This window comes from Paractinoplanes durhamensis (assembly GCF_016862175.1).
Taxonomy (GTDB): Bacteria; Actinomycetota; Actinomycetes; order Mycobacteriales; family Micromonosporaceae; genus Actinoplanes; species Actinoplanes durhamensis.
In genome coordinates this window covers 380,340-401,602 of sequence record NZ_BOML01000019.1, presented here as the reverse complement: position 1 = coordinate 401,602, position 21,263 = coordinate 380,340, and the positions used below count along the sequence as shown (strand labels likewise).

Sequence of the window (21,263 nt, the reverse complement as noted above, 5' to 3'; positions counted from 1 at the left end):
GTGTCAGCTCCCGTAGAGAGTGCGGCCGTCGTCGGTGAGCTCCTTGGCGAGCCGCCGAGTCAGATGAAGCCCTTCCAGCACGAATTCGATCCCCGAGGCGGCCTGCCCCGGCGACGGAGCGTCCCCCAGGCCGAGCCGGTCGAGCACCTTGGCCAGCCCCGGAACCGTGCCGATCTGCCCGAGCAGTTCCTCGGCCGACACCAGGTCACCGGTCTCGACGATCGCCCCCTCGGCGACCAGGCCGGTGAACCCGGACAGGTCGATCCCGCCGAGCCGGTCGCGGAACGTCTCCGCGGTGGCGACCCGCAGCAGGTGCGCGAGGACCTCGGTCTCCCGCCCCTCCTCGCCGCTCTCGAACTCGACCTTGCCGCGCAGCGTCGAGGTGACCGAGGTGGTGTCACAGATGCGCGCCACCGCCTCCTTCTCCCCGCGCAGCCCCGCCCGCCGCAGCGCGGAGGCGGCCACGGTCTCGGCGGCCGCGATGGCGAACCGGGCCGAGATGCCCGACCGCGAGTCCACCGAGGGCGACTCCCGCACTGCGCGCGTGTAGCGGGCGAGCACGTCGATCAGGTGGTCGGGAACGGCCGCGACCAGCGCAGCTTCCTGCCGGACCAGCGCGGTCTCCAGCGCCAGGTCGACCGGGTAGTGGGTGCGGATCTCCGCCCCGAACCGGTCCTTGAGCGGGGTGATGATCCGCCCCCGGTTCGTGTAGTCCTCCGGGTTGGCCGACGCCACCAGCAGCAGGTCGAGCGGCAGCCGGAGCTGATAGCCACGAACCTGGATGTCGCGCTCCTCGAGCACGTTGAGCAGCGAAACCTGAATCCGCTCGGCGAGGTCGGGAAGCTCGTTGACCGCGAAGATGCCCCGGTTGGTGCGCGGCACCAGCCCGAAGTGGATCGTCTCCGGATCGCCCAGGGCCCGCCCCTCGGCCACCTTGATCGGGTCGACGTCACCGATCAGGTCACCCACGCTGGTGTCGGGCGTGGCCAGCTTCTCCCCATAACGCTCCGACCGGTGCAACCAGGAAACCGGAAGCAGGTCACCGGTCTCGGCGGCGAGCCGCCGCGAGGCCGGCGTGATCGGCGCATAGGGATGCTCATGCAGCTCAGACCCGGTGATGAACGGAGTCCACTCGTCGAGCAGCCCGATCAGCCCACGGATGAGCCGGGTCTTGCCCTGCCCACGCTCCCCGAGAAGCACCATGTCATGCCCCGCGAGCAGAGCACGCTCCACTTCAGGAAGAACGGTGTCGTCATATCCCACGATGCCCGGGAACCGCGGCGCCCCCGCCCGAAGCCGCTCCAGCAGATTGGCCCGGAGCTCTTCCTTGACGGTCCGGAACTCATGCCCGGAAGCCCGCAGATCCCCCACCGACTTGGGCAGGTCAGCGGGCGGCACCGGCACGATCGCGATAGCTGCGTCTGTCACCGCACGAACGCTACCCCGCGGGTGTGACAGGAAACTGAGATCAACCCAGCACCGAAATCGGGAATAAAACCCACACCGCAAAGGCTCCAGAGGTACGCACCAGGTCGCCCCCGGCCCATCGAGGCCGCCCCCGCCGCCACGGCGCGAGCTCCAGCGCCACCAACGCGCGTGCCGCGCGTCTCGCATGCGTCAGTGGTCCGGCCGGAAACCGCGCGCCACGTCGTCGAGCCGATCGTGGTAGGCGACCCACCAGCTCTGGTCCTCGTCCGGCAGGTTGCCGCCGCCCGGCCGCACCCCGGTCGCCCCGTCGACGAGCTCCCGCACGATGTCCGCGTGCCCGGCGTGCCGGTGGTTCTCCGCGACGACGTGCACCAGGATCTGCTGCAGGGTGACTTCTTCACCGCCCGGCCCCCACCACCCGACCCGCCCGGTCGCATCGAGGTCGAGCGCCTCGATGGTCGCGTCGGCGTGCGCCCGCACCCGGCCGTAGAGCTCGACGATGTCCGCCGTCGACTCGTCCGCGGTGGCCCACATGTCGGAGTTCGGCGCGGCGCTCAGCTCCATCCAGGGCATCGCCTCCGGGAACGGCCGGCCGAAGACCTCCCCGAAGTAGGCGCCCTCGACCCCGGCCACGTGCTTGACCAGCCCGAGAAGGTTGGTCCCGGTCGGCGTGAGCGGCCGCCGCACGTCGTACTCCGACAGCCCGTCCAGCTTCCACAGCAACGCATCCCGAGCTCCGTCGAGATAGTGACGAAGAACCGCTTTGGCGCCTGCATCGCTCATACGGAGCAGCATGCCGCGATGAGCCGTCACATCGCACCCCCGCCGGACCAGACCTGCCGTCAGCGGCCAGCGACCTCTGTCGCCAATCCGACGGGCCAACCCCTTGCCGTCACGATGGCAGCCTGATCGGATCACGGGACACCCTGCCCCCGCATGGAGTCGCCGCGTGTCCGAAGTGATCGAGGTCCAGCTGCCGACCGGCCAGATCATCCTGGCCCGGGTCGATGACGACGGCCCGGCCGACGTCGGAGCGCACGACGCTCGCTGGAAACTGGCGATGGATGATCTGCAGGCGACCGTCGAGGGCGTCACCGAGACCGTCGCCGCCGCGCTGGAACGGGTCCGTCCGGACGCGGTGAGCCTCGAGTTCGGGCTCGAACTCTCCGTGAAGACCGGCAAGTTGACCAGCATCCTGGCCGAGGGCAGCGGGAAGGCGAGCCTCAAGCTGACGCTCTCGTGGAACGCCGGAAACCAGGCGGCCGGATCTTCGAGCGACGGCGACGAGGCCTGAGGGTGTCCGCGGCGACAACCGTGCCGCACCATGTCCTCGGCCTGCTCACCGAGTGTGTCGTCCAGGTCGTCGGCACCACCGATACCGGAAGCGGCGTCCTGATCGCGCCTGGATTCGTGCTGACCTGTGCCCACGTGGTTCGGTCAGACCCGGCCGTAACGGTCAAATGGCACGGTAATTCCTACGCTGGCAGTAAGGTCGTGTTCGCCTCGCAAGCGCCCTCGCGCCGGACGAAGGTGTGGGGTTATCCAGATCTGGCTATCGTCGCGGTCGACATCCCGAACCACCCGTGCGCCAAGCTCGACTTCCGTACCCCTCGCCTGGACGACCCGCTGCACGCGCAGGGCTTCGCCGACAAATACGACCAGGGCTGGGCGATCGACAGTGCCACGCCACGCTACGACGGTACGTCGGGCGGCTTCTGGCAGGTGGCGGTCGGCGAGTTCGCCCGCGGCATGTCCGGCGGCCCGGTCCTCAACGTTCGCACCGGTGGCGTCTGCGCCCTCGTCAAGACGAGCCGGCAACCGGGAGCCGCCCAGGGCGGCCTCCTGGCCCCGATCCACGGTCTGCGGCAGGCGGACCGCGATCTCTACCAGGCGGTGGTCCGCGGTCACGACCGGTACCACGCCGACGGCTCCCGGCCATGGTCGCGTCATCTTGACGCGCTGATCGACGACGAGCCGACCGGCCGGCATCATCGCAAACGCTGGGAGCTGACGCCCGCCGAGGAGCGCATCCTGCGCGGAGTGCTCGCCGGGATGCCTGCGGCCGGAGATCATGCGGCCCGCTTCGAGTCCGCCGGCCCGTCGCCGGCCCCGCAGGACCACCGGCCGCTGCTCGATCACGGCGACGTCGTGACCGAGTTGGCGGAGCTGATGCCCGGTGACGGCCTGCCGTACGTACTGCGCTTCGCGGCCGCGCTGGTTGCCGCGTCCGCACCCGGCACCGCTGACGATCTATACCGGTGGCTGCTGCTGAGCGCCGGGGCCATGCAGCGCTCCGAAGAGATGTTGTCATTTCTCCAGTCGCCCGAGCGCCCGCCCGACGTCGAATCGGTCATGATCCGCCTGCGCCCGTCCGGCCACGATTGCACCAAATATGACCTGACGGTCTGGAACCGGCATGCGTCCGGCACGGTCGTCGCCCGTATCACCGATCCGCAGGCCAAACCGTTCGAAGAGGTCAAGCAGCGGATCTTCGAGATCCTCCCCGAGCAGATCGACGCTCTTGCGCACGCGCCGGGAGGCTCCCCGAGCGACCTGCCGGTGATGATCGAGTTCTTCCTGCCGGTCGAGCTGATGGACGAGACGTTCGAAGCCTGGACTCCGTGGCCCGAACAATGGTCCCGGCTCGGCCGTCGGCACCCCACCGTCGTGCGGGACCTCCGCCGGACCACGGGAGCCTTACGAGTCGGTGATTGGGAGCGTCGCTTTCGGAGCCTGCAGGGCGATCGAGTCGGATCCGTGCTGGAGGTCGTCGGCTGTGACGACGAGATCGACCATGAGTCCATGGAAGGCCGTCTCCAGCTTCGCGGCAATCTCGCCGTACTGGCGCTGGGGAGTTCACCCCTGCGCTCGGGCACCGGTCCGGCGCTCGACGTGGGGCTGTACTCCGGCGTACCGGTACTGATCTGGCGGCGGGCCTCCTGCACCGGAACGGACGGCCCCGAGTGCCCCGGCCGGCACTTCCTTGACGACCTCCGCCGAGAACTGGCCGATGTCCACGGATCGGATTTACCGCGCCGGGTGTGGGCCCTGCGTAACGAAGCCGCCGGCCGGCGTGACGACACGCATTGCGGTGCGCAGCTGGTACTGCTCTGGGATGACCCGAACCGCCGTCCGCCGCACGATCGGATGATCGACCCGGAGGAGACGAGGCTGGATGTCTGATTGGTGGATCTATCGAGGGACCGCCGACCCCCACGACGGGATCGATCGGTTGCCGAGCCCACCTCCGTGGCGCACCTTCGAGGGCGGCCCGCCGATGGAGATCGACCGCGACACGATGGCGTCGGGCCGTCGTCGGCATTCCTTGGCCGCGACCTACCAGGTCGACGAACAGGCCGTCGAGTTGGTCAACACGGCTCTCTACCTCCGGCGGCCGTTGCTGGTCAGTGGTGATCCCGGCACGGGCAAGTCGACCCTCGCCTACGCGGTGGCGCGCGAACTCCGGCTCGGCTCGGTACTCCGCTGGCCGATCAGCAGCCGTTCCACCACCCGCGACGGGCTCTACCGGTACGACGCGGTAGGCCGCATCGAGGAAGCAAGCGCCGGCCTGAAGGTTGACGTCGACCCGGGCCGCTACATGCGGCTCGGCCCACTCGGGACCGCGCTCGCCCCGTACCGCGTGCCTCGGGTCCTCCTGATCGACGAGATCGACAAGAGTGAGATGGATCTTCCGAATGATCTCCTGGATGTCTTCGAGGAGGGTGAGTTCGAGATCCCCGAGCTGGCGCGGATAGCCGACTCGCACCCGGCGGTACGGGTCCGGCCGGCGGATGACGGCCCAGCGGTGACCGTGGTGAAGGGACGAGTCGAGTGCCGGGCATTTCCGCTGGTGATCCTGACCAGCAACCGAGAACGGGAATTTCCGCCCGCCTTCCTTCGCCGCTGCGTGCGACTGGAGCTGGAGGCCCCTGATCAGACCCGCCTGGCCGCCATAGTCGACGCCCACCTGGGCACGGCCGAGGCCTCGGCGGCGGGCGACCTGATCGAAGCCTTCCTGGACCGGCGGGACCACGGCGGTCTCGCCACCGACCAACTCCTCAACGCCGTCTACCTCATCTCGACCGCCAACGGTCACGCCCCGGACAGCCGCAAGCACCTCGCCGAGCTCGTTCTGCGAAACCTGTCCGGCGAGAGCTGACGTGGACGTCGACCGTCTCCACGCGGTTCTGTCCGCTGCCGGGTGCGAACTGACCGCGCTGGAGACAGCCGAAGCTCTGTGGTTGGCGGGCCGCATCGCGGGACACCCGGCCCCGCCGGCGCCGGCCGCCGAGGAACGGGCTCCCCCTGCCGGCCAGGCACGCACATCGCTCAGCGTCCCATCCCCGACAAGCGCGCCTGCCCTGGTCGACGATGTCCCACTACACGTTCCGCATCCGATCCCAACCACGACCACATCGACCGATCGATCATTGACGGTCGAATATGTACGGACCCGTTCCGGCAGTGCCCTCGGGTCCGGCCGCGACCTGATGCGGGCAATGCGGCCCCTCAAACGCAGCGTGGCATCACCGATGGTCCGGGAATTCGACGAGGAGGCGACCGCACAACGCTTCGCCGAGTGCGGGCGGTGGCTACCGGTCATGCGCCCGGCGATCGTTCCTGCCTTCGACCTCGTCCTGGTGATCGATCGAAGCCCGGCGAGCCGGATCTGGGAGGATACCGCCGATGATCTCGGCGTTCTGCTGGCCCAATCCGGTGCGTTCGGCCGAGTGCGGATCCGCTATCTGACGACCGAGCCGGACGGCACTTTATGCATCTCGAATGTCCGTGAACCGGCTCACCGCCCGCCTCTGATCGGCGGCGCCGACGAACCGTCCCGCCGAGACCTGGTGCTCCTGTTGACTGACGGAATCGCGTCGGCCTGGGCCGGCAGTCCGGCGCGCGAGGTGCTGATCCACTGGTCGCGTCATGGGCGCCTGGCGATCCTGCAACCGCTCCCGGAACGCCTGTGGACCCGGACCAGCCTGCCGCCGACGCGCGGACGCCTGACGCTGATCGCGACCGGTACGGCCGGGCGCCGACTCGGCTTCCAGGACTACGAGACACCGGGCCGGCCGCAGGTCGCCGCCGCCGTACCGGTGCTGCACCTGGATGCCGGCTGGCTGGGTTCGTGGTCCCGGCTGATGGCGGAGACGGCGCACGACGGAGTTGACGGCGCCGCAGTGATCGTCGAGTCGGATGAGGTGCCGTCACCGGCCGAGCAGCCGCCGACCCACATCACCCCGCTGGACCGGGTGCAGCGATTCCAATCCGAGGCTTCGCATGAAGCTTTTCGCCTGGCCCGCTACCTCGCCGCGGTCCCGCTGACCCCGGCGGTGATGCGCGTTGTCCAAGCGGCGACAATCCCCGAAGCGCAGTTGTCCCACCTGGCCGAGGTGTGGTTCAGCGGATTGCTGACCCGGATCGGCACGACTCACGACGAGCCGGTGTACTCCTTTGCTCCCGGCATCGAGGACATCCTCCTCGGCATGCTCCGCGAACATGAGTACGAGGAGATCCAGCATCGCGTCTCCCGCTACCTGGAGCGGCAGGCGTCGGGTGGTCGCGGGAGTCTTCTGCTGGCGATTCCCTCGGCCGGCGGCGCCCACCGGCTCTCGCCGCTGAGCCGGCCGTTCGCCCGGATCCGCGCCCGGGCCCAGGCCCGCGGTTCCGGCCTGCCCGAAGCTACCGAGCTCAGCGCCGAACCCGCCCGGCCCCGCACGCTCGTGATGACTGGTTCGGGTGAGCGCCACGAAGTTTCCGGCCCGACTGTGTTCAGCGGCGACGGCGACCATGCCCTGCTGATCGGCGTGGAGAACAGCAGCGACCTACCGGACCTGCCGGCAGCTCGTGGTCAGCTGGCCGAGCTGGGTGAGGCTCTGATGACGGTGTCCGGGCTCACCCCGGCCAACCTCCGCATGGTGATCAATCCCGACCGGCCAGAGGACCTGCTGAGCGAGGTTGCCGGCGCCGCGGAACGTGCAACCGGCACGCTTTTCCTCTACTACCACGGCCACGGGACAGCGAACGGCGACGGCGAGCTCCGTCTGGCTGCCACCGAGGGATCGGTCGCTTATGCCGACATCAAAGCTCTGCTCGACGGCCGGCTTCAGCCGACCATTGTCGTCCTCGACTCGTGCATGCCCGGCAATCGGGACCTGAGACCTCCGTCAGGCGCCGGCGCCCTGCTCTGTCTCGACACCGCGGTCAGCGACGATCATCAAGACCATGATGGGTACGCGGACCAGATAGCCAAACTGTTGCGCGGCCCGCCACCGACGGCCGCCGGCAACAAGGAATCCGCCACCAACTGGACTGTGCGGGATCTCCAGGCCAAGCTGCCGATGCGACTCGCCACGCCCGACGTCGCCAGCAGTCGGCTGCCCGCTACCTTCAAACTGACTCCGCTCTCACGCCCGGCGCGGATACCGGTGTGGTCCGCACCCGCGACCAGGGTCACCTCAGCCAAGATCATCATAGCCGGCGGGCCGACCACCCCGAAGGAGACCATCATCGGTTCGGTCTCGGAGATCACGCCGCTGACCACCGAAGCCATCATGAAAGCCGGGACCGGGGAAGGCCACCGCCCACTGCCCGTCCACATGGACTTCGGGCGGGTTACTGTCGACCGCGACCTGATCCTTTACCTCTTCAGCACCCCCAGCGAGACCACATACTGGTTCATGTGGGAGGAGCTGGTCCGTGGCGCGATCGGCGCCATCGTGCTCGTCGACACCACTCGGCTGGCGGACTGCTTCGCCACCGTGGACTTCTTCGAGAGCCGCCGGTTGCCTTACCTGATTGCCATGAACTCCTTCGACGGAATGATCTACGTCAACGCCCAGGATGTCCGCGACGCCCTGGCGATCAGCAATGACGTGCCGATCGTTTCCACTGACGTGCGCAACCGCGAATCCGTCAAGCACGTCATCATCTCGCTCATCGAGTACGTCCTCACCGCGCGCCGCGCGCAAGCGATCCCTCCTCGCTAGGCACAGTTCACGTTCGTCCCGAGAATGCTCTGCACTCTCCGGCGATCGCACATCCACCCTTCAAGATCGGTTCTCGGGTGGGAGGTCCGCACCTTCCGTCCTCCAGGACGGACGTTCGGCAACCACCTCGCCCTGAGTCATTCGCGTACGTCGGGCGGCCCGGCGCTGGTCGGCAGGCCGGCGGTCAGCCAGGCCTCGACGCCGCCGGCCAGGTCGGTGGCCCGGTGCAGGCCGATCGCGCGCAGGCTCGCCGCGGCCAGGCTGGAGCTGTAGCCCTGGCGGCACACCACCACGATCTGGCGGTCGAGGCCGGTCGCCTCCGGGATGCGGTTCGCCGATCGGGGGTCGAGGCGCCATTCCAGCACCGTGCGGTCGATGACGATGGCGCCGGGAAGGTCGCCCTGCACCGCTCGCTGGCGGTCGGTCCGGGTGTCGATGAGCAGGGCGCCGGCGGCCACCGCGGCCCGGGTCTCGTGCGGGTCGAGGCGCCGCATGCCGGTTCGCGCCTGCTCCAGCAGGGCGTCCACGCCGGTGATCGTCATGCCGATGATCATGCCCGGCGGGCGGCGGCCGCTGTGACGAAGGGCGCGAGGAGCGGTGCTGGATTCCGCGGGCGGGCGAGGGCAGTCTGACAGCATGGCGGACATTCAGCGGTATGCGGCGTTCACCGACGATCCCCAGGGCGGGAACCCGGCCGGTGTGGTGCTCGACGCGGGCGGGCTCGGCGACGAGCAGATGCTGGCGATCGCGGCCGACCTCGGCTATTCGGAGACCGCCTTCCGCACCGGGACCGACGGCGACCGGCACCGGGTCCGCTACTTCGCGCCGCTGGCCGAGGTGCCGTTCTGCGGGCATGCGACGGTGGCCACCGCGGTGGCGCTCGGGCCCGGGGAGCACGTCTTCCTGACCAACGCCGGCGAGGTCCCGGTGAGCGTCGACGACGCCGGCCGGGCCACCCTGACCAGCGTCGACCCGGAGGTCACCGACCTGGCCGAGGGTGATCTCGTGGCACTGCTGGCCGCGCTGCGCTGGACCGACTTCGACCTGGACGAGTCGCTGCCGCCCAAGGTCGCCTACGCCGGTGCCCGCCACCCGATCCTGGCCGCCGGCACCCGGAAGCGCCTGGCCGACCTCGACTACGACGTGCCCGCGCTGAAGGCTCTGATGGAGGCCCGCAACTGGACGACGGTGCAGCTGGTCTTCCGGGCCGCCGACGACACCTTCGACGTGCGCGACCCGTTCCCGGTCGGCGGCGTCTACGAGGACCCGGCCACCGGCGCGGCGGCGGCCGCGTTCGGTGCCTACCTGCGCGAGATGTGGATCGCCTCCGACGACGCGACCGTCTTCCTGCGCCAGGGCGACGACATGGGCCGGCCGAGCCGCATCACGGTCCAGCTCGTCCCGGGCGAGCCCGGCGTGCGGGTCAGCGGCAACGCGGTTCCGATCACCGCCTGACGCGATCCCCCACCTCGCCCCGGGGGCGGTCGTCGACGGGCGGGCCATAGGATTTGTGGCGCTATGAGTGCCACGATGATCGGCCGGGAACTTGCCGCGGGCCACGGCGACCGCATTCTCTTCTCCGGGCTCGACCTTGTGGTCGCCCCCGGGGATGTCATCGGGCTGGTCGGGGTGAACGGGGCGGGCAAAACCACGCTGCTGCGTACGCTGGCCGGTCTCGTACCCCTCGAAGGCGGGACCGTCTCGCTCAGCCCGCCCACCGCGAATGTCGGATATCTCCCGCAGGAGCGGGAGCGACGTGCGGGTGAGTCGGTGCGTGATTTCCTCGCCCGGCGCACCGGGGTCGGGCCGGCGCAGGCGGCGATGGACACGGCGGCCGAGCGGCTGGCCGAGGGGGCGCCGGGCAGCGACGACGAGTACGCGGTGGCGCTGGAGCGCTGGCTGGATCTCGGCGGCGCCGACCTGGAGGAACGCGCCGAGCAGGTGGCCACCGAGCTGGGCCTGACGGTGGCGCTCGACCATCCGATGACGGCGCTCTCCGGCGGGCAGGCGGCCCGGGCCGGCATGGCGTCGCTGCTGCTCAGCCGCTATGACATCTTTCTGCTCGACGAGCCGACGAACGATCTCGACCTGGACGGGCTGGCCCGGCTGGAGGAGTTCGTGCGCGGGCTGCGGGCCGGGACCGTACTCGTCAGTCATGATCGTGAGTTCCTCACCCGTACGGTCGGCAAGGTCCTGGAACTTGATCTTGCGCAACAGAAGGTGAATCTCTTCGGCGGCGGCTATGCCGCCTATCTGGAGGAGCGGGAGCGGGCTCGGCGGCATGCCCGGGAGCAGTTCGACGAGTACGCCGACAAGAAGGATGACCTGCTCGAACGGGCGCGGATGCAGCGCGCCTGGATGGAGAAGGGCGTGCGCAACGCGCGCCGGAAGGCGCCCGACAACGACAAGATCGCCAAGAGCCATCGCGGTGAGACCAGCGAGAAGCAGGCGGCGAAGGCGCGCCAGACCGAGAAGCTGATCGAGCGGATGGACGTGGTCGAGGAGCCGCGCAAGGAGTGGGAGCTGCGGATGGAGATCGCCGCCGCTCCCCGGGCCGGCGCGGTGGTGGCCACCCTGCGGGACGCGGTGGTGCGGCGCGGCGACTTCACGCTCGGGCCGGTGACGCTGCAGATCGACTGGGCGGATCGGGTGGCGATCACCGGGGCGAACGGGTCGGGAAAGTCGACGCTGCTGGCGGCACTGCTCGGGCGGATCCCGCTCGACGAGGGGTCGGCCGCGCTCGGGCCGGGCGTGGTGGTCGGCGAGATCGATCAGGCGCGCGGGTTGTTCCTCGGCGATCAGTCGCTGATGGCGGCGTTCGGGGCCGAGGTGCCACAGTGGCCGGATGCCGAGGTGCGGACGCTGCTGGCCAAGTTCGGGCTGAAGTCGGCGCACGTGCCGCGTCCGGCCGCCACCCTCTCCCCCGGCGAGCGCACCCGGGCCGCGCTCGCCCTGCTGCAGGCGCGCGGGGTCAACCTGCTGGTGCTCGACGAGCCGACCAACCACCTGGACCTGGCGGCGATCGAGCAGCTGGAGTCGGCCCTGGCGAGCTACACCGGCACGCTGCTGCTGGTCACCCACGACCGCCGGATGCTGGACGCGGTCGCCACCGACCGGCACCTGGTGGTCGAGGCCGGCAGGGTCACCGGCTAGGACCGGCGGTAGTCGCGCGGTGTCGTGCCGGTGATGCGTTTGAAAGCGGTGCTCAGGGCGCTCTCCGAGCCGTAGCCGACGGCGTGCGCGATCGCGGCCAGGGTGCCGTCGCCGCGGCGCAGGCGGGCGGCGGCCAGCTCGATCCGCCAGCCGGTCAGGTAGTCGAGCGGGCCCTGGCCGACCGACTGCTTGAAGCGGGCGGCCAGGGTGGAGCGGGACACGGTGGACACCGCGGCCAGGTCGGCGACCGTCCACGGGCGGGCCGGGTCGGCGTGCAGGGCACGCAGCGCGGGCGCCACCACCGGGTCGGCCAGGCCGCCCAGCCAGCCGGGGTTCGCACTGCCGGCGGTGGCCAGGTGCAGCCGCAGGATGTGGATCAGCATGATCAGGGCGAGGTGTTCGGCGACCAGGACGGACGCGATCGGGCGGTCGCGCAGCTCGGCGTCCACCTGGTCGAGGGCCCAGCGCAGGGTGGCGGCCGCGGGGGCGCCGCCGGGGACGTGCAACACCGGGGGCAGGGCGTCGAGCAGCAGTTCGCGGGCGCGGGCGCCGAAGTCGAAGCGACCGCCGAGCAGGAAGACGTCATCGCCGGTGCCGGTGCGGGCCAGGCCGTCGGGGCCCGCTGCCGCGAAGACCGGGCCGGCCGGCTGCGGCGTCACCTCGGCCGCGCTGGCCAGCACGAACCGCTGCGAGCGGGTCAACAGGAAGCAATCGCCCTCTTCCAGTGGATAGGTGACGCCGCCCGCGACCAGCAGGCAGCGGCCGCGGCGCACCGCGTTGAACTTCACGGCCGGTGGCGGGTCGAAGTCGAGGGCCCAGGAACCGCCGGCGATCAGGCCGGTGGACAGGCGGCTGGTGGTGCCGACGAGGGCGAGGACATCTTCCAGGGGATCGGCTTGCTGGACGCTCACGCAACTATCGTGGACCTTTAGCTATTCTGAGTCCACCATTTTAAGAAGATGCTGGACGCATGACACGAGTAACCACCCCGTTCACCGTCCGCACCACCGCCGCCGAGGTCTTGCAGGGCGTCGACCTGACCGGGAGGCGGATCCTGGTCACCGGCGGCGGCTCGGGGCTCGGCGCGGCCGCCGCGAACGCCCTGGCCGGCGCGGGGGCCGAGGTCACCGCGACCACCCGGGCGCAGCTCGACCTGGCCGACCTCGGCAGCGTGCGGGACTTCACCGCGGCCTGGCGGGGGCCGCTGCACGCGATCGTCGCGAACGCCGGGATCATGGCGCTGCCCGCGCTCACCCACGCCGCCAACGGCTGGGAGCTGCAGCTGGCCACCAACTACCTCGGGCACTTCGCGCTGATCACCGGCCTGCACGAGCACCTGCGGGCGGCCGGCGGCGCCCGGATCGTGATGGTCAGCTCGGGCGCCCAGCTCGGCTCGCCGGTGCACTTCGACGACCCGCACTTCGCCCGCCGGCCGTACGACCCGTGGGCCGCCTACAGCCAGTCGAAGACCGCCGACGTGCTCCTCGCGGTCGGTGCCGCCCAGCGGTGGGCGGCCGACGGGATCACCGCGAACGCGATGGCGCCGGGCCGCATCCACACCGCCCTGCAGCGACACCTCGACCCGGACACGATGCGGTCGATGGGCGCGATGGACGCGGCCGGCGACCTGCTGCACCCGGAGAACTTCCGCACCCCGGAACAGGGCGCCTCGACCGAGGTGCTGCTTGCCGCCTCCCCGCTGCTGGCCGACGTGACCGGACGTTACTTCGACGAGGACAACCAGGAGGGCGTGACCGGCGAGAACGTGGCGGCCTGGGCGCTCGACCCCGATGCGGCCGACCGGCTGTGGGAGCTCGGCACTCAGGCGCTGAACGGCGCGCTGGCCGGGCCCTCGTTGGCGGAGCGGTCCAAACCGGTCAGGCAGTAGACCGATTTGCCGGGCGGCGGATTCGGATCCTTCACCTGGCTGCCGCTGCGGCCGGTCGCGACCAGCGCCGCCGCATCGCCGGACACCCGGTAGAGCGCCCAGCTCGCCGCGGCCGGCTCGGCCCCGGCGGTGGCGGTGAAGGTGATCGCCGCCCCGGCCCGCTGCGCCGCGGTCAGCGCGGGGGCCGGCGGCGGGGCGGCCGGCAGCTGCGGCATCACCGCCGGCAGGGCGGGCGCGGCGTAGTGGTGGTCGTAGTAGCGGGTGACCGAGCCGAGCCGGTTGGACCGGACCGATTTCGCGCTGAAGTGGACCTCGCCCAGCACCCCGGCCTTCTCGTCGAGGTCGAGGTGCTTGTCGATCTCGGCCGGGTCGCTCCAGGCGCCCTTCTCCCCCACCCGGTAGTCGCCCTGCCCGATCCACAGCTGCACCTTGGTGCCCTTGACCAGGTTGACCCACCAGGGCAGCAGCTTGGCGTAGTCGGCCTTGGCGAACCCGATGTTCCAGTAGAGCTGCGGGACGATGTAGTCGAGCCAGCCCTCCTGCACCCACTTGCGGGTGTCGGCGTAGATCGCGTCGTACGCCTCGAGGCCGTGCGAGTCGGAGCCGTCCGGGTCGGTGTCGAGGTTGCGCCAGATGCCGAACGGGCTGATCCCGAACTTGACCCACGGCTTGAGCGCCTTGATCCGCTCGTTCATCTCGCGGACCAGGGTGTCCACATTGTCCCGCCGCCAGTCGGCCCGTGCCTTGCCCTTGCCGTAGGCCGCGTAGCTGGCGTCGTCCGGAAAATCCTGCCCGGCCTGCGGGTAGGGGTAGAAGAAGTCGTCGAAGTGCACGCCGTCGATGTCGTACTTCTGGACCGCCTCCAGCATCGAGTCCTCGACGAACTTGCGGGCGGCCGGGATGCCCGGATCGAAGTAGAGGCGGGCCGACTTGCCCTGGGGATAGGCAAGAGCCCAGTCGCGGTGCGCGAGGAGCGGGTGGTTGGGGGCGAGCTTGCTGAAGTCGGCGCCGGGGCCGCCGGGGCCGGGCTGGGTCCCCCGGTACGGGTTGAACCAGGCGTGGAACTCCAGGTTGCGGGCGTGCGCGCCGGCCACCATGTAGGCCATCGGGTCCCACCCGGGCGACTGGCCGTCCCGCTTGCCGGTGAGCCACTCGGACCAGGGCGCGAACTCGGACGGCCAGAACGCGTCGCCGCTGGGCCGCACGTGCACGAAGACCGCGTTGTGGTGCTGGGCCACGGCGAGGTCGAGCCACTTGTCGTACTCCGCCTTGACCTGCGCCTCCGGGAGGCCCTGCCGACTCGGCCAATCGATGTTCATGACCGTGGTCAGCCAGAAACCGCGGGTCGACCGGGTCGCCCGCAGCGGCACCCCGCCGCACTTGCCGGCCACCACCGGGCCGGCCGCGGGCGGCGCCGACGACCAGGTCGCGCCGGGATCCGCGGGATCGTAGAACGCGGCGCGCACCAGGCCGAGCCCGAGCACACCGACCGCGAACAGCACCGACGCAAGCGCCAAAGTCAGCCGGACGGGTGGTCGGGGCACGCGAAACATGAGGAACAGTCTGCCTCGCCGGTGCGACAGTTACCGGGGCCGTAGATTTTTCCCATGACGGTCGTGGTGGTAGGGGCGGGAATCGCCGGGCTCGCATGTGCCCGTGAACTGGTCGATGCGGGCATTACGGCCAGAGTGGTGGAACGAAGGGGCACAGTTGGCGGCCGACTGGCCAGCGAACTGATCGGCGGCCGCTGGGTCGACACCGGCGCCGCCTACCTGACCGGCGACGACCCGGCCTTCCTCGGCCGGCTGCAGTCGTGGCGGATCGCCGGCCTCGCCCACCCGTGGACCGACACGCTGCGTGGTCAGCAGGGCGAGCCGGTCACCCGCTGGGCGGCGCCCGGCGGCCTCAACAGCCTCGCCGCCGACCTGGCCCGCGGCCTCGACATCACGCTGGGAGCCGAGGTCACCGAGCTGCCGGAGGCGGCGGCGGTGGTCCTGGCCATGCCCGGGCCGCAGGCGGCCGGCCTGGCCGACTTCCCGGAGCAGTCCTGGTCACCGGTGGTGACGGCGATTTTGACGTACGGCGAAAGGTCGTGGCCCGATTTCGCCGGCGCTTTCGTCAACGACCATCCGGTGCTGGCCACCGTGGCCGACGACGGTGACCGCCGCGGCGATCGCGCCCCGGTCCTGGTCGCGCACTCCACCGCCGATTATGCCCGGGAGAACCGGGACGGCGAGCCATTGGCCGAGGCGGTCGGCGAGGTTCTCGGCATCGACGAGAAACCCCACATCGAAACCCGTTATTGGCCGTACGCCCAACCGCGGCCCGGCACCGGCGACTTCGCCCGGCAGGGCAACGTCTATCTGTGCGGGGACGCCTTCGGCCGCCCGCGGGTGCAGACGGCCTGGCTGAGCGGCCGGGCGGTGGCCCGAGCGATCTGTCAGAGCACCGACCGGTAGACCGCCAGGGTGTCCTCGGCGATCCGGGACCAGCTGAACTTCTCCACCGCGCGGCGCCGGCCGGCCTTGCCCATCACGCCGGCCCGCTGCGGATCCTGGATCAGCGTGGTCATCGCGGCGGCGAGATCGGCCACGAACTTGTCGGGGTCGACGGGCGTACCCGTACCGTCGGAAACCTGCTCGATCGGCACCAGCAGGCCGGTCTCGCCGTCCGCCACCACCTCGGGGATTCCGCCCGTCGCGGTAGCGACGACGGCGGTCTCGCAGGCCATCGCCTCCAGGTTGACGATGCCCATCGGCTCGTAGATGGACGGGCAGACGAACACGGTCGCGTGCGTGAGGACCTGGACGACCTCGTGCTTGGGCAGCATCTCCTGCACCCAGATCACGCCCTGCGGGTCGCGGGCGCCGCGCAGCCGCGACGCGAGCCCCTCGACCTCGGCGGCGATCTCCGGGGTGTCGGGCGCGCCGGCCAGCAGCACGATCTGGGTCTCCGGCGGCAGGTCGTGGCAGGCCCGCATCAGGTAGGGCAGGCCCTTCTGCCGGGTGATCCGACCGACGAAGACGACGCTGGGCCGGTTGAGATCGATGCCGAGCCGCTCGATCACGTCGGTGCCGGTATCCGGCGTGTACTGCGACGTGTCGATGCCGTTGTAGACGACCTGGACCTTGTCCGGGTTGACCGTCGGATAGGCGGTCAGCACGTCGCGGCGCATGCCGCCGGAGACCGCGATGATCGCGTCGGCGTTCTCGATCGCGACCCGCTCGCAGAACGACGACAGCGCGTAGCCGCCGCCGAGCTGCTCGGCCTTCCACGGGCGCAGCGGCTCGAGGCTGTGCGTGGTGACCACGTGCGGGACGCCGTGCAGGAGCTTGGCGGTGTGGCCGGCGAAATTCGCGTACCAGGTGTGGCTGTGCACGATGTCCGTGCCCTCGCAGCCGGCCGCGATCGCCAGGTCGACGCCCATCGTGCGCAGCGCGGCGTTGGCGCCGGCCAGCTCGGCGGGCTCCGGGTAGGCGGTGACGCCCGGCTCGGTGCGCGGCGCGCCGAAGCAGTGCACCCGCACGTCGCTGAGGGGGCGCAGGTCGCGCGCCAGATATTCCAGGTGGACGCCGGCCCCGCCGTACACCTCGGGCGGGTACTCCCTGGTGATCAGATCGACGCGCAGCGATTTCGCACCTGTTTCGGTCACGTACCGAGCCTAGTGCCTTCCCGGCGAAGCGGCGCGACGGCGCCCAAGATCAGATATCGTGTATGCACCGGAATGTTGTCCGGTGAGTTGCCTTCTTCGGCTGGCGTTAGCGCTGGCGGAAAGTTAGCGTTCTGCCATGGCTGTCAAGGTGCTTGCGATCGTTCTGGCCGGTGGTGAAGGTAAGCGCCTGATGCCCCTGACGGCGGACCGGGCTAAGCCCGGCGTGCCCTTCGGCGGCATCTATCGCATGATCGATTTCGTGCTGTCGAATCTGGCGAACGGCGGCTTCCTCAAGATCGTCGTGCTGACCCAGTACAAATCGCACTCGCTCGACCGGCACATCACCAAGACGTGGCGGATGTCCACGCTGCTCGGCAACTACGTCACCCCGGTGCCGGCCCAGCAGCGACTCGGCCCGCGCTGGTTCTCCGGTTCCGCGGACGCGATCTATCAGAGCCTCAACCTGATCAACGACGAGTCGCCCGACTACGTGATCGTGTTCGGCGCCGACCACATCTACCGCATGGACCCGAAGCAGATGGTCGAGGACCACATCGCCTCGGGCGCCGCGGTGACGGTGGCCGGCATCCGCCAGCCCAAGTCCGAGGCCTGGCAGTTCGGCGTGATCGACGTGGCCGAGGACGGTAAGAAGATCAAGGCCTTCCGGGAGAAGCCGCGCGACGCGCAGGGCTTGGCCGACTCCCCCGACGAGGTCTACGCGTCGATGGGCAACTACGTGTTCACCACGCGGGCGCTGTGCGAGGCGGTCACGAAGGACGCGCAGAACCCCGACAGCAAACACGACATGGGCGGAAATATCATCCCGATGCTCGTGGAGCGGGGCGAGGCGAACGTCTACGACTTCCGCGACAACGAGGTGCCCGGCAGCACCGACCGCGACCGCGGCTACTGGCGCGACGTGGGAACGCTCGACTCGTTCTACGAGGCCCACATGGACCTCATCGCCACGCTGCCGATCTTCAACCTCTACAACCACGACTGGCCGATCTTCACCAACTACGGCTCATGGCCGCCGGCGAAGTTCGTGCACGGCTTCGACGACCGGCAGGGCCGCGCCATCGAGTCGATGATCTCCCCCGGTGTGGTGGTGTCCGGCTCGCTGGTGGAGCGCTCGGTGATCTCGCCGAACGTGCGGATCAACTCGTGGGCGCACGTCGAGGGCTCGGTGCTGATGGAGGGCGTGTCGGTGGGCCGGCGCGCGATCCTGCGCAACGCCATCATCGACAAGAACGTGGTGATCCCGGAGGGCGCCCAGATCGGCGTCGACCTCGATCGCGACCGCAAGCTCTACACCGTCTCCGACAACGGCATCGTGGTCATCGGCAAGGGCCAGCCCGTCGAGCTCTAACGCCGCTCGCGCAACGTTTGGGACGGGGAGATCCCGTAGCGGTTGCGGTAGGCGCCGGCGAAGCGGCCGAGGTGGGTGAAGCCCCATCGGTAGGCCACTTCGCTGACGTTGACCTGCCACGGGTCCGAGCGGGACAACTCCGCGTGCACCCCGTCGAGGCGCAGGCGCTTGAGGTAGGCCAGCGGCGACTGCCCGACGTGCTGGCGGAACGACTCCTGCAGCACCCGCACCCCGACGCCGGCGACAGCGGCCAACTCGGTGGCGGTGAACTGGCGCCACGGCTCGGCGTGCATCGCGTCGAGGGCGCGTTTGACGGTGCGCGGCCGGCGCGGGCCCTGCAGGCCGGCCGGCTCGTCACCATACGGATGCTCGACGGTCAGGGCCAGGCCGCTGACCACCATGTCGCGCCAGCGGGCCGCCATCCTGGGCTCCCGGGCCAGGCCGTCCTCGGCGCACAGCTCGGCGTGCAGCAGCCGGACCAGCGCCGCCCAGGTGCGCCCGGGGCCGTCGACCAGGTCGAAGCTCTCCCCCAGCAGCAGCGGCGACACGATCCGCTGGTCGAGCGCCGCGTCGAGCTCGCGCTCCAGGGCGGCCCGCTCGATCTTGACGCTGAGCAGCCGGCAGTCGCCGGGCCAGTCGAGGTCGATGGCGCCGATCGGCCGGTAGACCGCGGCCCGGGTCTGGTCGGCCAGCACGGTGGTGCCGCGGTGGCGGGACCGCAGGGTGCCGGTGATCGGGGCGAGCACGTGGTAGGCCGTCTCGAGGTCGGCGATGTTCACGTGCACGTCGGACCCGTAGCTGATCTCGCCGACGGTCACCGGGCCGAGCATCACCACGTCACCGAAAAAAGCGAACCCGCTGCAGTCACCGACCGGGGTGACCTGCAGCGGGCCGTAGAACAACTTCTGGCAGAACGCCCTCGCCTCACCCACGTCGCGCGTGCGCAGAGCGACGTGCACGGGGATGTCGAGGGGTGCGGCCGGGCCGACCATGCCGTCCACCCTAGACCTGCGGGGACGACGGCGCGGGGGTCAGGCGACCGCGACCTCGGCCGGCCACTCGAACTCGGCGACACCGCCGCCGGGCACCTCGATCTCGGCCAGCGCGGTCACCGGGTCACGCCACACCGTGTAGCGGCCGGCCGGGAGGCTGTCGATGACCACACTCCACAGCACCCCGCCGCGCACGTACCGGGCGCGAACCGCGGCATGTGTCCGATGTGCGGGGTCGTTGACCGGGCTGACCTCGATCTCGTGCCCGTGCAGCCGGCCCGGGGTGTGGATCACCAGTGCGCCGATGCCGTAGCCGATGTTGAGGACGACCGTGCCCTGGCCGGACGGCGCCATCGTGTGATGGTGGTGGTGATCGTGGCTGATCATGGATTGTTGAACCCATCGAACGGCGTACCCAGGAAGGGGAATTTCTTCAGCAGGCCGGCACTCGAGTCCTTGATGCTCAGGCCCTGCTCGACCAGACCGGCCGCGGCGTCGGGCTTGAACTTCGCGTCGACCAGAGCGAACGTGACACCGGCGACCGCCTTGATCGAGATCGACACCACGTCGTCCTCGATGCGCCGCCCGTTCGGGAAGCCGGCCAGGTCACCGTCGAGCAGGCCGAACTTCTTCGGCGCCTTGACCGGCGGGATCGCGGTGTTGAGCCGCAGCATGTCCGCCTTGGTGTCGCCGGTGGTGTTCTGGAACCCGTCGATCAGCCCGTCCGGGATACCGGTGAGCAGCACCGCGACCAGGTCGGCGCGCGGCGTCTTGGCCTTGTTGAGGGCGGCCAGGTTGTCGAACAGGCCCGGGTAGAGCACCGGCAGCAGCTGCGCCAGCTCCGGCTGCTCGACGAACTGGGAGAACCGCTTGTCCTCCTTGGGCTCCAGGCTGTTGAAGAGGTCCTTCTGCGCCATCGGGATGACGACCTCGTTGACGAGGGGGTTACCCAGGCGGGACACCTGCACCTGGGGGCCGACCTCGACGTCCGCGTTCTTCTTGTCGCCCTGGCGCACCTGCACCTGGCGGCGGCTCGCCGACGTCCACACGCCGATGACGGCGCCCGGGTCGGTGGCGCGGACCTTCTTCTTGCCGTCCCGGCGCACCATGTGCAGCGGGATCTGCAGGGCGATCGAGTGCACGTTCAGCTTGTCGACGGCGTTGACCGCCTTGCCGGCGTAGTTGAACAGGCTCGCGCCGACCAGGTGCTTGTCCTGGAAGGGCCGCAGCGTGCCGAGGTCGAAGATCGAGCCGAGGTCGACGAAGAAGGCGTCGGCGCGCTGGCCGGCGAAGACCTTCTCACCGGTCTTCAGCTTCGCGACCGCATCCTCGGCGAGCTTGGCGTAGTCCGGGATGGAGATCTTGCCGACGTTGCAGGGCGGGCAGGGCAGCTTCGAGTGCAGCACCGTGCTCTTGCCGTGCGAGTCGACCTTCGTCACCGAGAAGAACTGCCGGCGGTTCCAGTTCTCGTCGTCGAGCGACTTGATCTGGCCGGTGTTGTACAGGAACGTCTTGTCGTTGCGCAGCTCGGTCCGGAACCGGAACTGGTACGTGATGTCCGGCCGGGCGTCGCCGTTCGCGTCGATGTGGATCTCGTACAGGACGTCGTCACCGAACTCGAAGAAGTTCGGGCCGCTGGCCGGCAACTGCATCGGAACGTAGTTGGCGATGATCGTCACGGTGTCCGGGTCGTCGGGGCTGACGAACGCGTAGAGGTCGGACGAGTCAGCAACCGGGTCCTTGCTGATTTCCGGAGCTTCACGATGGGAAGACATTTAGTAAAGCTCCT

At 69.9% G+C, this 21,263-nt stretch carries 18 protein-coding genes and 1 pseudogene; 10 read left to right on the top strand and 9 right to left on the bottom strand.

Annotated features, from left to right (window positions below; genetic code table 11):
- Positions 1-3: 3 nt before the first annotated feature.
- Together Adu01nite_RS11520 and Adu01nite_RS11515 are read right to left on the bottom strand one after the other, a co-directional pair.
- A complete protein-coding gene (locus tag Adu01nite_RS11520) occupies positions 4-1,428 on the bottom strand; it encodes a sigma 54-interacting transcriptional regulator (protein ID WP_203726570.1) in 1,425 nt (474 codons plus the stop codon).
- Positions 1,429-1,617: 189 nt separating this feature from the next.
- Positions 1,618-2,211: a DinB family protein gene (locus Adu01nite_RS11515; RefSeq protein WP_203726569.1), complete on the bottom strand. Its 594-nt coding sequence runs from the start codon at positions 2,209-2,211 to the stop codon at positions 1,618-1,620.
- A gap of 166 nt (positions 2,212-2,377) precedes the next feature.
- On the opposite strand from Adu01nite_RS11515, the gene Adu01nite_RS11510 reads away from it, so the two are divergent.
- The 5 genes and pseudogenes from Adu01nite_RS11510 to Adu01nite_RS11495 all read left to right on the top strand — a co-directional run bounded on the left by Adu01nite_RS11510 (position 2,378) and on the right by Adu01nite_RS11495 (position 8,420).
- Entirely contained in the window at positions 2,378-2,722 is a 345-nt protein-coding gene (locus Adu01nite_RS11510; RefSeq protein ID WP_203726568.1) for a CU044_2847 family protein, read from the top strand.
- 2 nt (positions 2,723-2,724) lie between these two features.
- Complete coding sequence (locus tag Adu01nite_RS11505; RefSeq protein WP_203726567.1) at positions 2,725-4,611, top strand: VMAP-C domain-containing protein; 1,887 nt, start codon at positions 2,725-2,727, stop codon at positions 4,609-4,611.
- Positions 4,604-5,587, top strand: a complete 984-nt coding sequence (locus tag Adu01nite_RS11500; protein WP_203726566.1) for an AAA family ATPase — start codon at positions 4,604-4,606, stop codon at positions 5,585-5,587. The genes Adu01nite_RS11505 and Adu01nite_RS11500 overlap by 8 nt, the downstream gene beginning before the upstream one ends.
- A 1-nt stretch (position 5,588) precedes the next feature.
- Positions 5,589-6,971: pseudogene (locus Adu01nite_RS48440) on the top strand (SAV_2336 N-terminal domain-related protein); the annotation flags it as partial.
- 882 nt (positions 6,972-7,853) lie between these two features.
- Entirely contained in the window at positions 7,854-8,420 is a 567-nt protein-coding gene (locus Adu01nite_RS11495; RefSeq protein ID WP_379138850.1) for a GTP-binding protein, read from the top strand.
- Positions 8,421-8,557: 137 nt separating this feature from the next.
- On the opposite strand, the gene Adu01nite_RS11490 is transcribed toward Adu01nite_RS11495, so the two are convergent.
- Positions 8,558-8,962: a rhodanese-like domain-containing protein gene (locus Adu01nite_RS11490; RefSeq protein WP_379136350.1), complete on the bottom strand. Its 405-nt coding sequence runs from the start codon at positions 8,960-8,962 to the stop codon at positions 8,558-8,560.
- A 94-nt stretch (positions 8,963-9,056) separates the two neighbouring features.
- On the opposite strand from Adu01nite_RS11490, the gene Adu01nite_RS11485 reads away from it, so the two are divergent.
- Together Adu01nite_RS11485 and Adu01nite_RS11480 are read left to right on the top strand one after the other, a co-directional pair.
- Complete coding sequence (locus Adu01nite_RS11485) at positions 9,057-9,875, top strand: PhzF family phenazine biosynthesis protein (RefSeq protein WP_203726564.1); 819 nt, start codon at positions 9,057-9,059, stop codon at positions 9,873-9,875.
- Between the two features lie 63 nt (positions 9,876-9,938).
- On the top strand, positions 9,939-11,573 hold the full coding sequence (locus Adu01nite_RS11480; RefSeq protein WP_203726563.1) for an ABC-F family ATP-binding cassette domain-containing protein: 1,635 nt from the start codon (positions 9,939-9,941) through the stop codon (positions 11,571-11,573).
- Here Adu01nite_RS11480 and Adu01nite_RS11475 read toward each other — a convergent pair.
- A complete protein-coding gene (locus tag Adu01nite_RS11475; protein WP_203726562.1) occupies positions 11,570-12,484 on the bottom strand; it encodes an AraC family transcriptional regulator in 915 nt (304 codons plus the stop codon). The genes Adu01nite_RS11480 and Adu01nite_RS11475 overlap by 4 nt on opposite strands.
- 59 nt (positions 12,485-12,543) lie before the next feature.
- Between Adu01nite_RS11475 and Adu01nite_RS11470 the strand changes: the two genes are divergently transcribed.
- Positions 12,544-13,461, top strand: a complete 918-nt coding sequence (locus Adu01nite_RS11470; protein ID WP_203726561.1) for an SDR family NAD(P)-dependent oxidoreductase — start codon at positions 12,544-12,546, stop codon at positions 13,459-13,461.
- On the opposite strand, the gene Adu01nite_RS11465 is transcribed toward Adu01nite_RS11470, so the two are convergent.
- Positions 13,395-15,014 carry a glycoside hydrolase family 10-like protein gene (locus Adu01nite_RS11465; RefSeq protein WP_203726560.1) on the bottom strand — a complete coding sequence of 540 codons (1,620 nt, stop codon included), beginning with the start codon at positions 15,012-15,014 and terminating at the stop codon, positions 13,395-13,397. The genes Adu01nite_RS11470 and Adu01nite_RS11465 overlap by 67 nt on opposite strands.
- A gap of 54 nt (positions 15,015-15,068) precedes the next feature.
- On the opposite strand from Adu01nite_RS11465, the gene Adu01nite_RS11460 reads away from it, so the two are divergent.
- Complete coding sequence (locus tag Adu01nite_RS11460; protein ID WP_203726559.1) at positions 15,069-15,920, top strand: NAD(P)/FAD-dependent oxidoreductase; 852 nt, start codon at positions 15,069-15,071, stop codon at positions 15,918-15,920.
- Here the strand turns inward: Adu01nite_RS11460 and glgA are convergent.
- Complete coding sequence (gene glgA, locus Adu01nite_RS11455) at positions 15,902-17,113, bottom strand: glycogen synthase (RefSeq protein ID WP_239132308.1); 1,212 nt, start codon at positions 17,111-17,113, stop codon at positions 15,902-15,904. The two genes, Adu01nite_RS11460 and glgA, sit on opposite strands and share 19 nt — an antisense overlap.
- Before the next feature lie 136 nt (positions 17,114-17,249).
- On the opposite strand from glgA, the gene glgC reads away from it, so the two are divergent.
- Positions 17,250-18,482: a glucose-1-phosphate adenylyltransferase gene (glgC, locus tag Adu01nite_RS11450; RefSeq protein ID WP_203726558.1), complete on the top strand. Its 1,233-nt coding sequence runs from the start codon at positions 17,250-17,252 to the stop codon at positions 18,480-18,482.
- Here the strand turns inward: glgC and Adu01nite_RS11445 are convergent.
- The 3 genes from Adu01nite_RS11445 to Adu01nite_RS11435 are packed head-to-tail and all read right to left on the bottom strand — an operon-like array spanning position 18,479 to position 21,249.
- Entirely contained in the window at positions 18,479-19,474 is a 996-nt protein-coding gene (locus Adu01nite_RS11445; RefSeq protein WP_203726557.1) for an AraC family transcriptional regulator, read from the bottom strand. The two genes, glgC and Adu01nite_RS11445, sit on opposite strands and share 4 nt — an antisense overlap.
- Before the next feature lie 39 nt (positions 19,475-19,513).
- Positions 19,514-19,861: a phospholipase gene (locus Adu01nite_RS11440; RefSeq protein ID WP_203726556.1), complete on the bottom strand. Its 348-nt coding sequence runs from the start codon at positions 19,859-19,861 to the stop codon at positions 19,514-19,516.
- Positions 19,858-21,249 (bottom strand): DUF4331 domain-containing protein, encoded by a 1,392-nt coding sequence (locus tag Adu01nite_RS11435; RefSeq protein WP_203726555.1) that lies wholly within the window; start codon positions 21,247-21,249, stop codon positions 19,858-19,860. Before Adu01nite_RS11435 ends, Adu01nite_RS11440 begins: the two co-directional genes overlap by 4 nt.
- Positions 21,250-21,263: the final 14 nt, after the last annotated feature.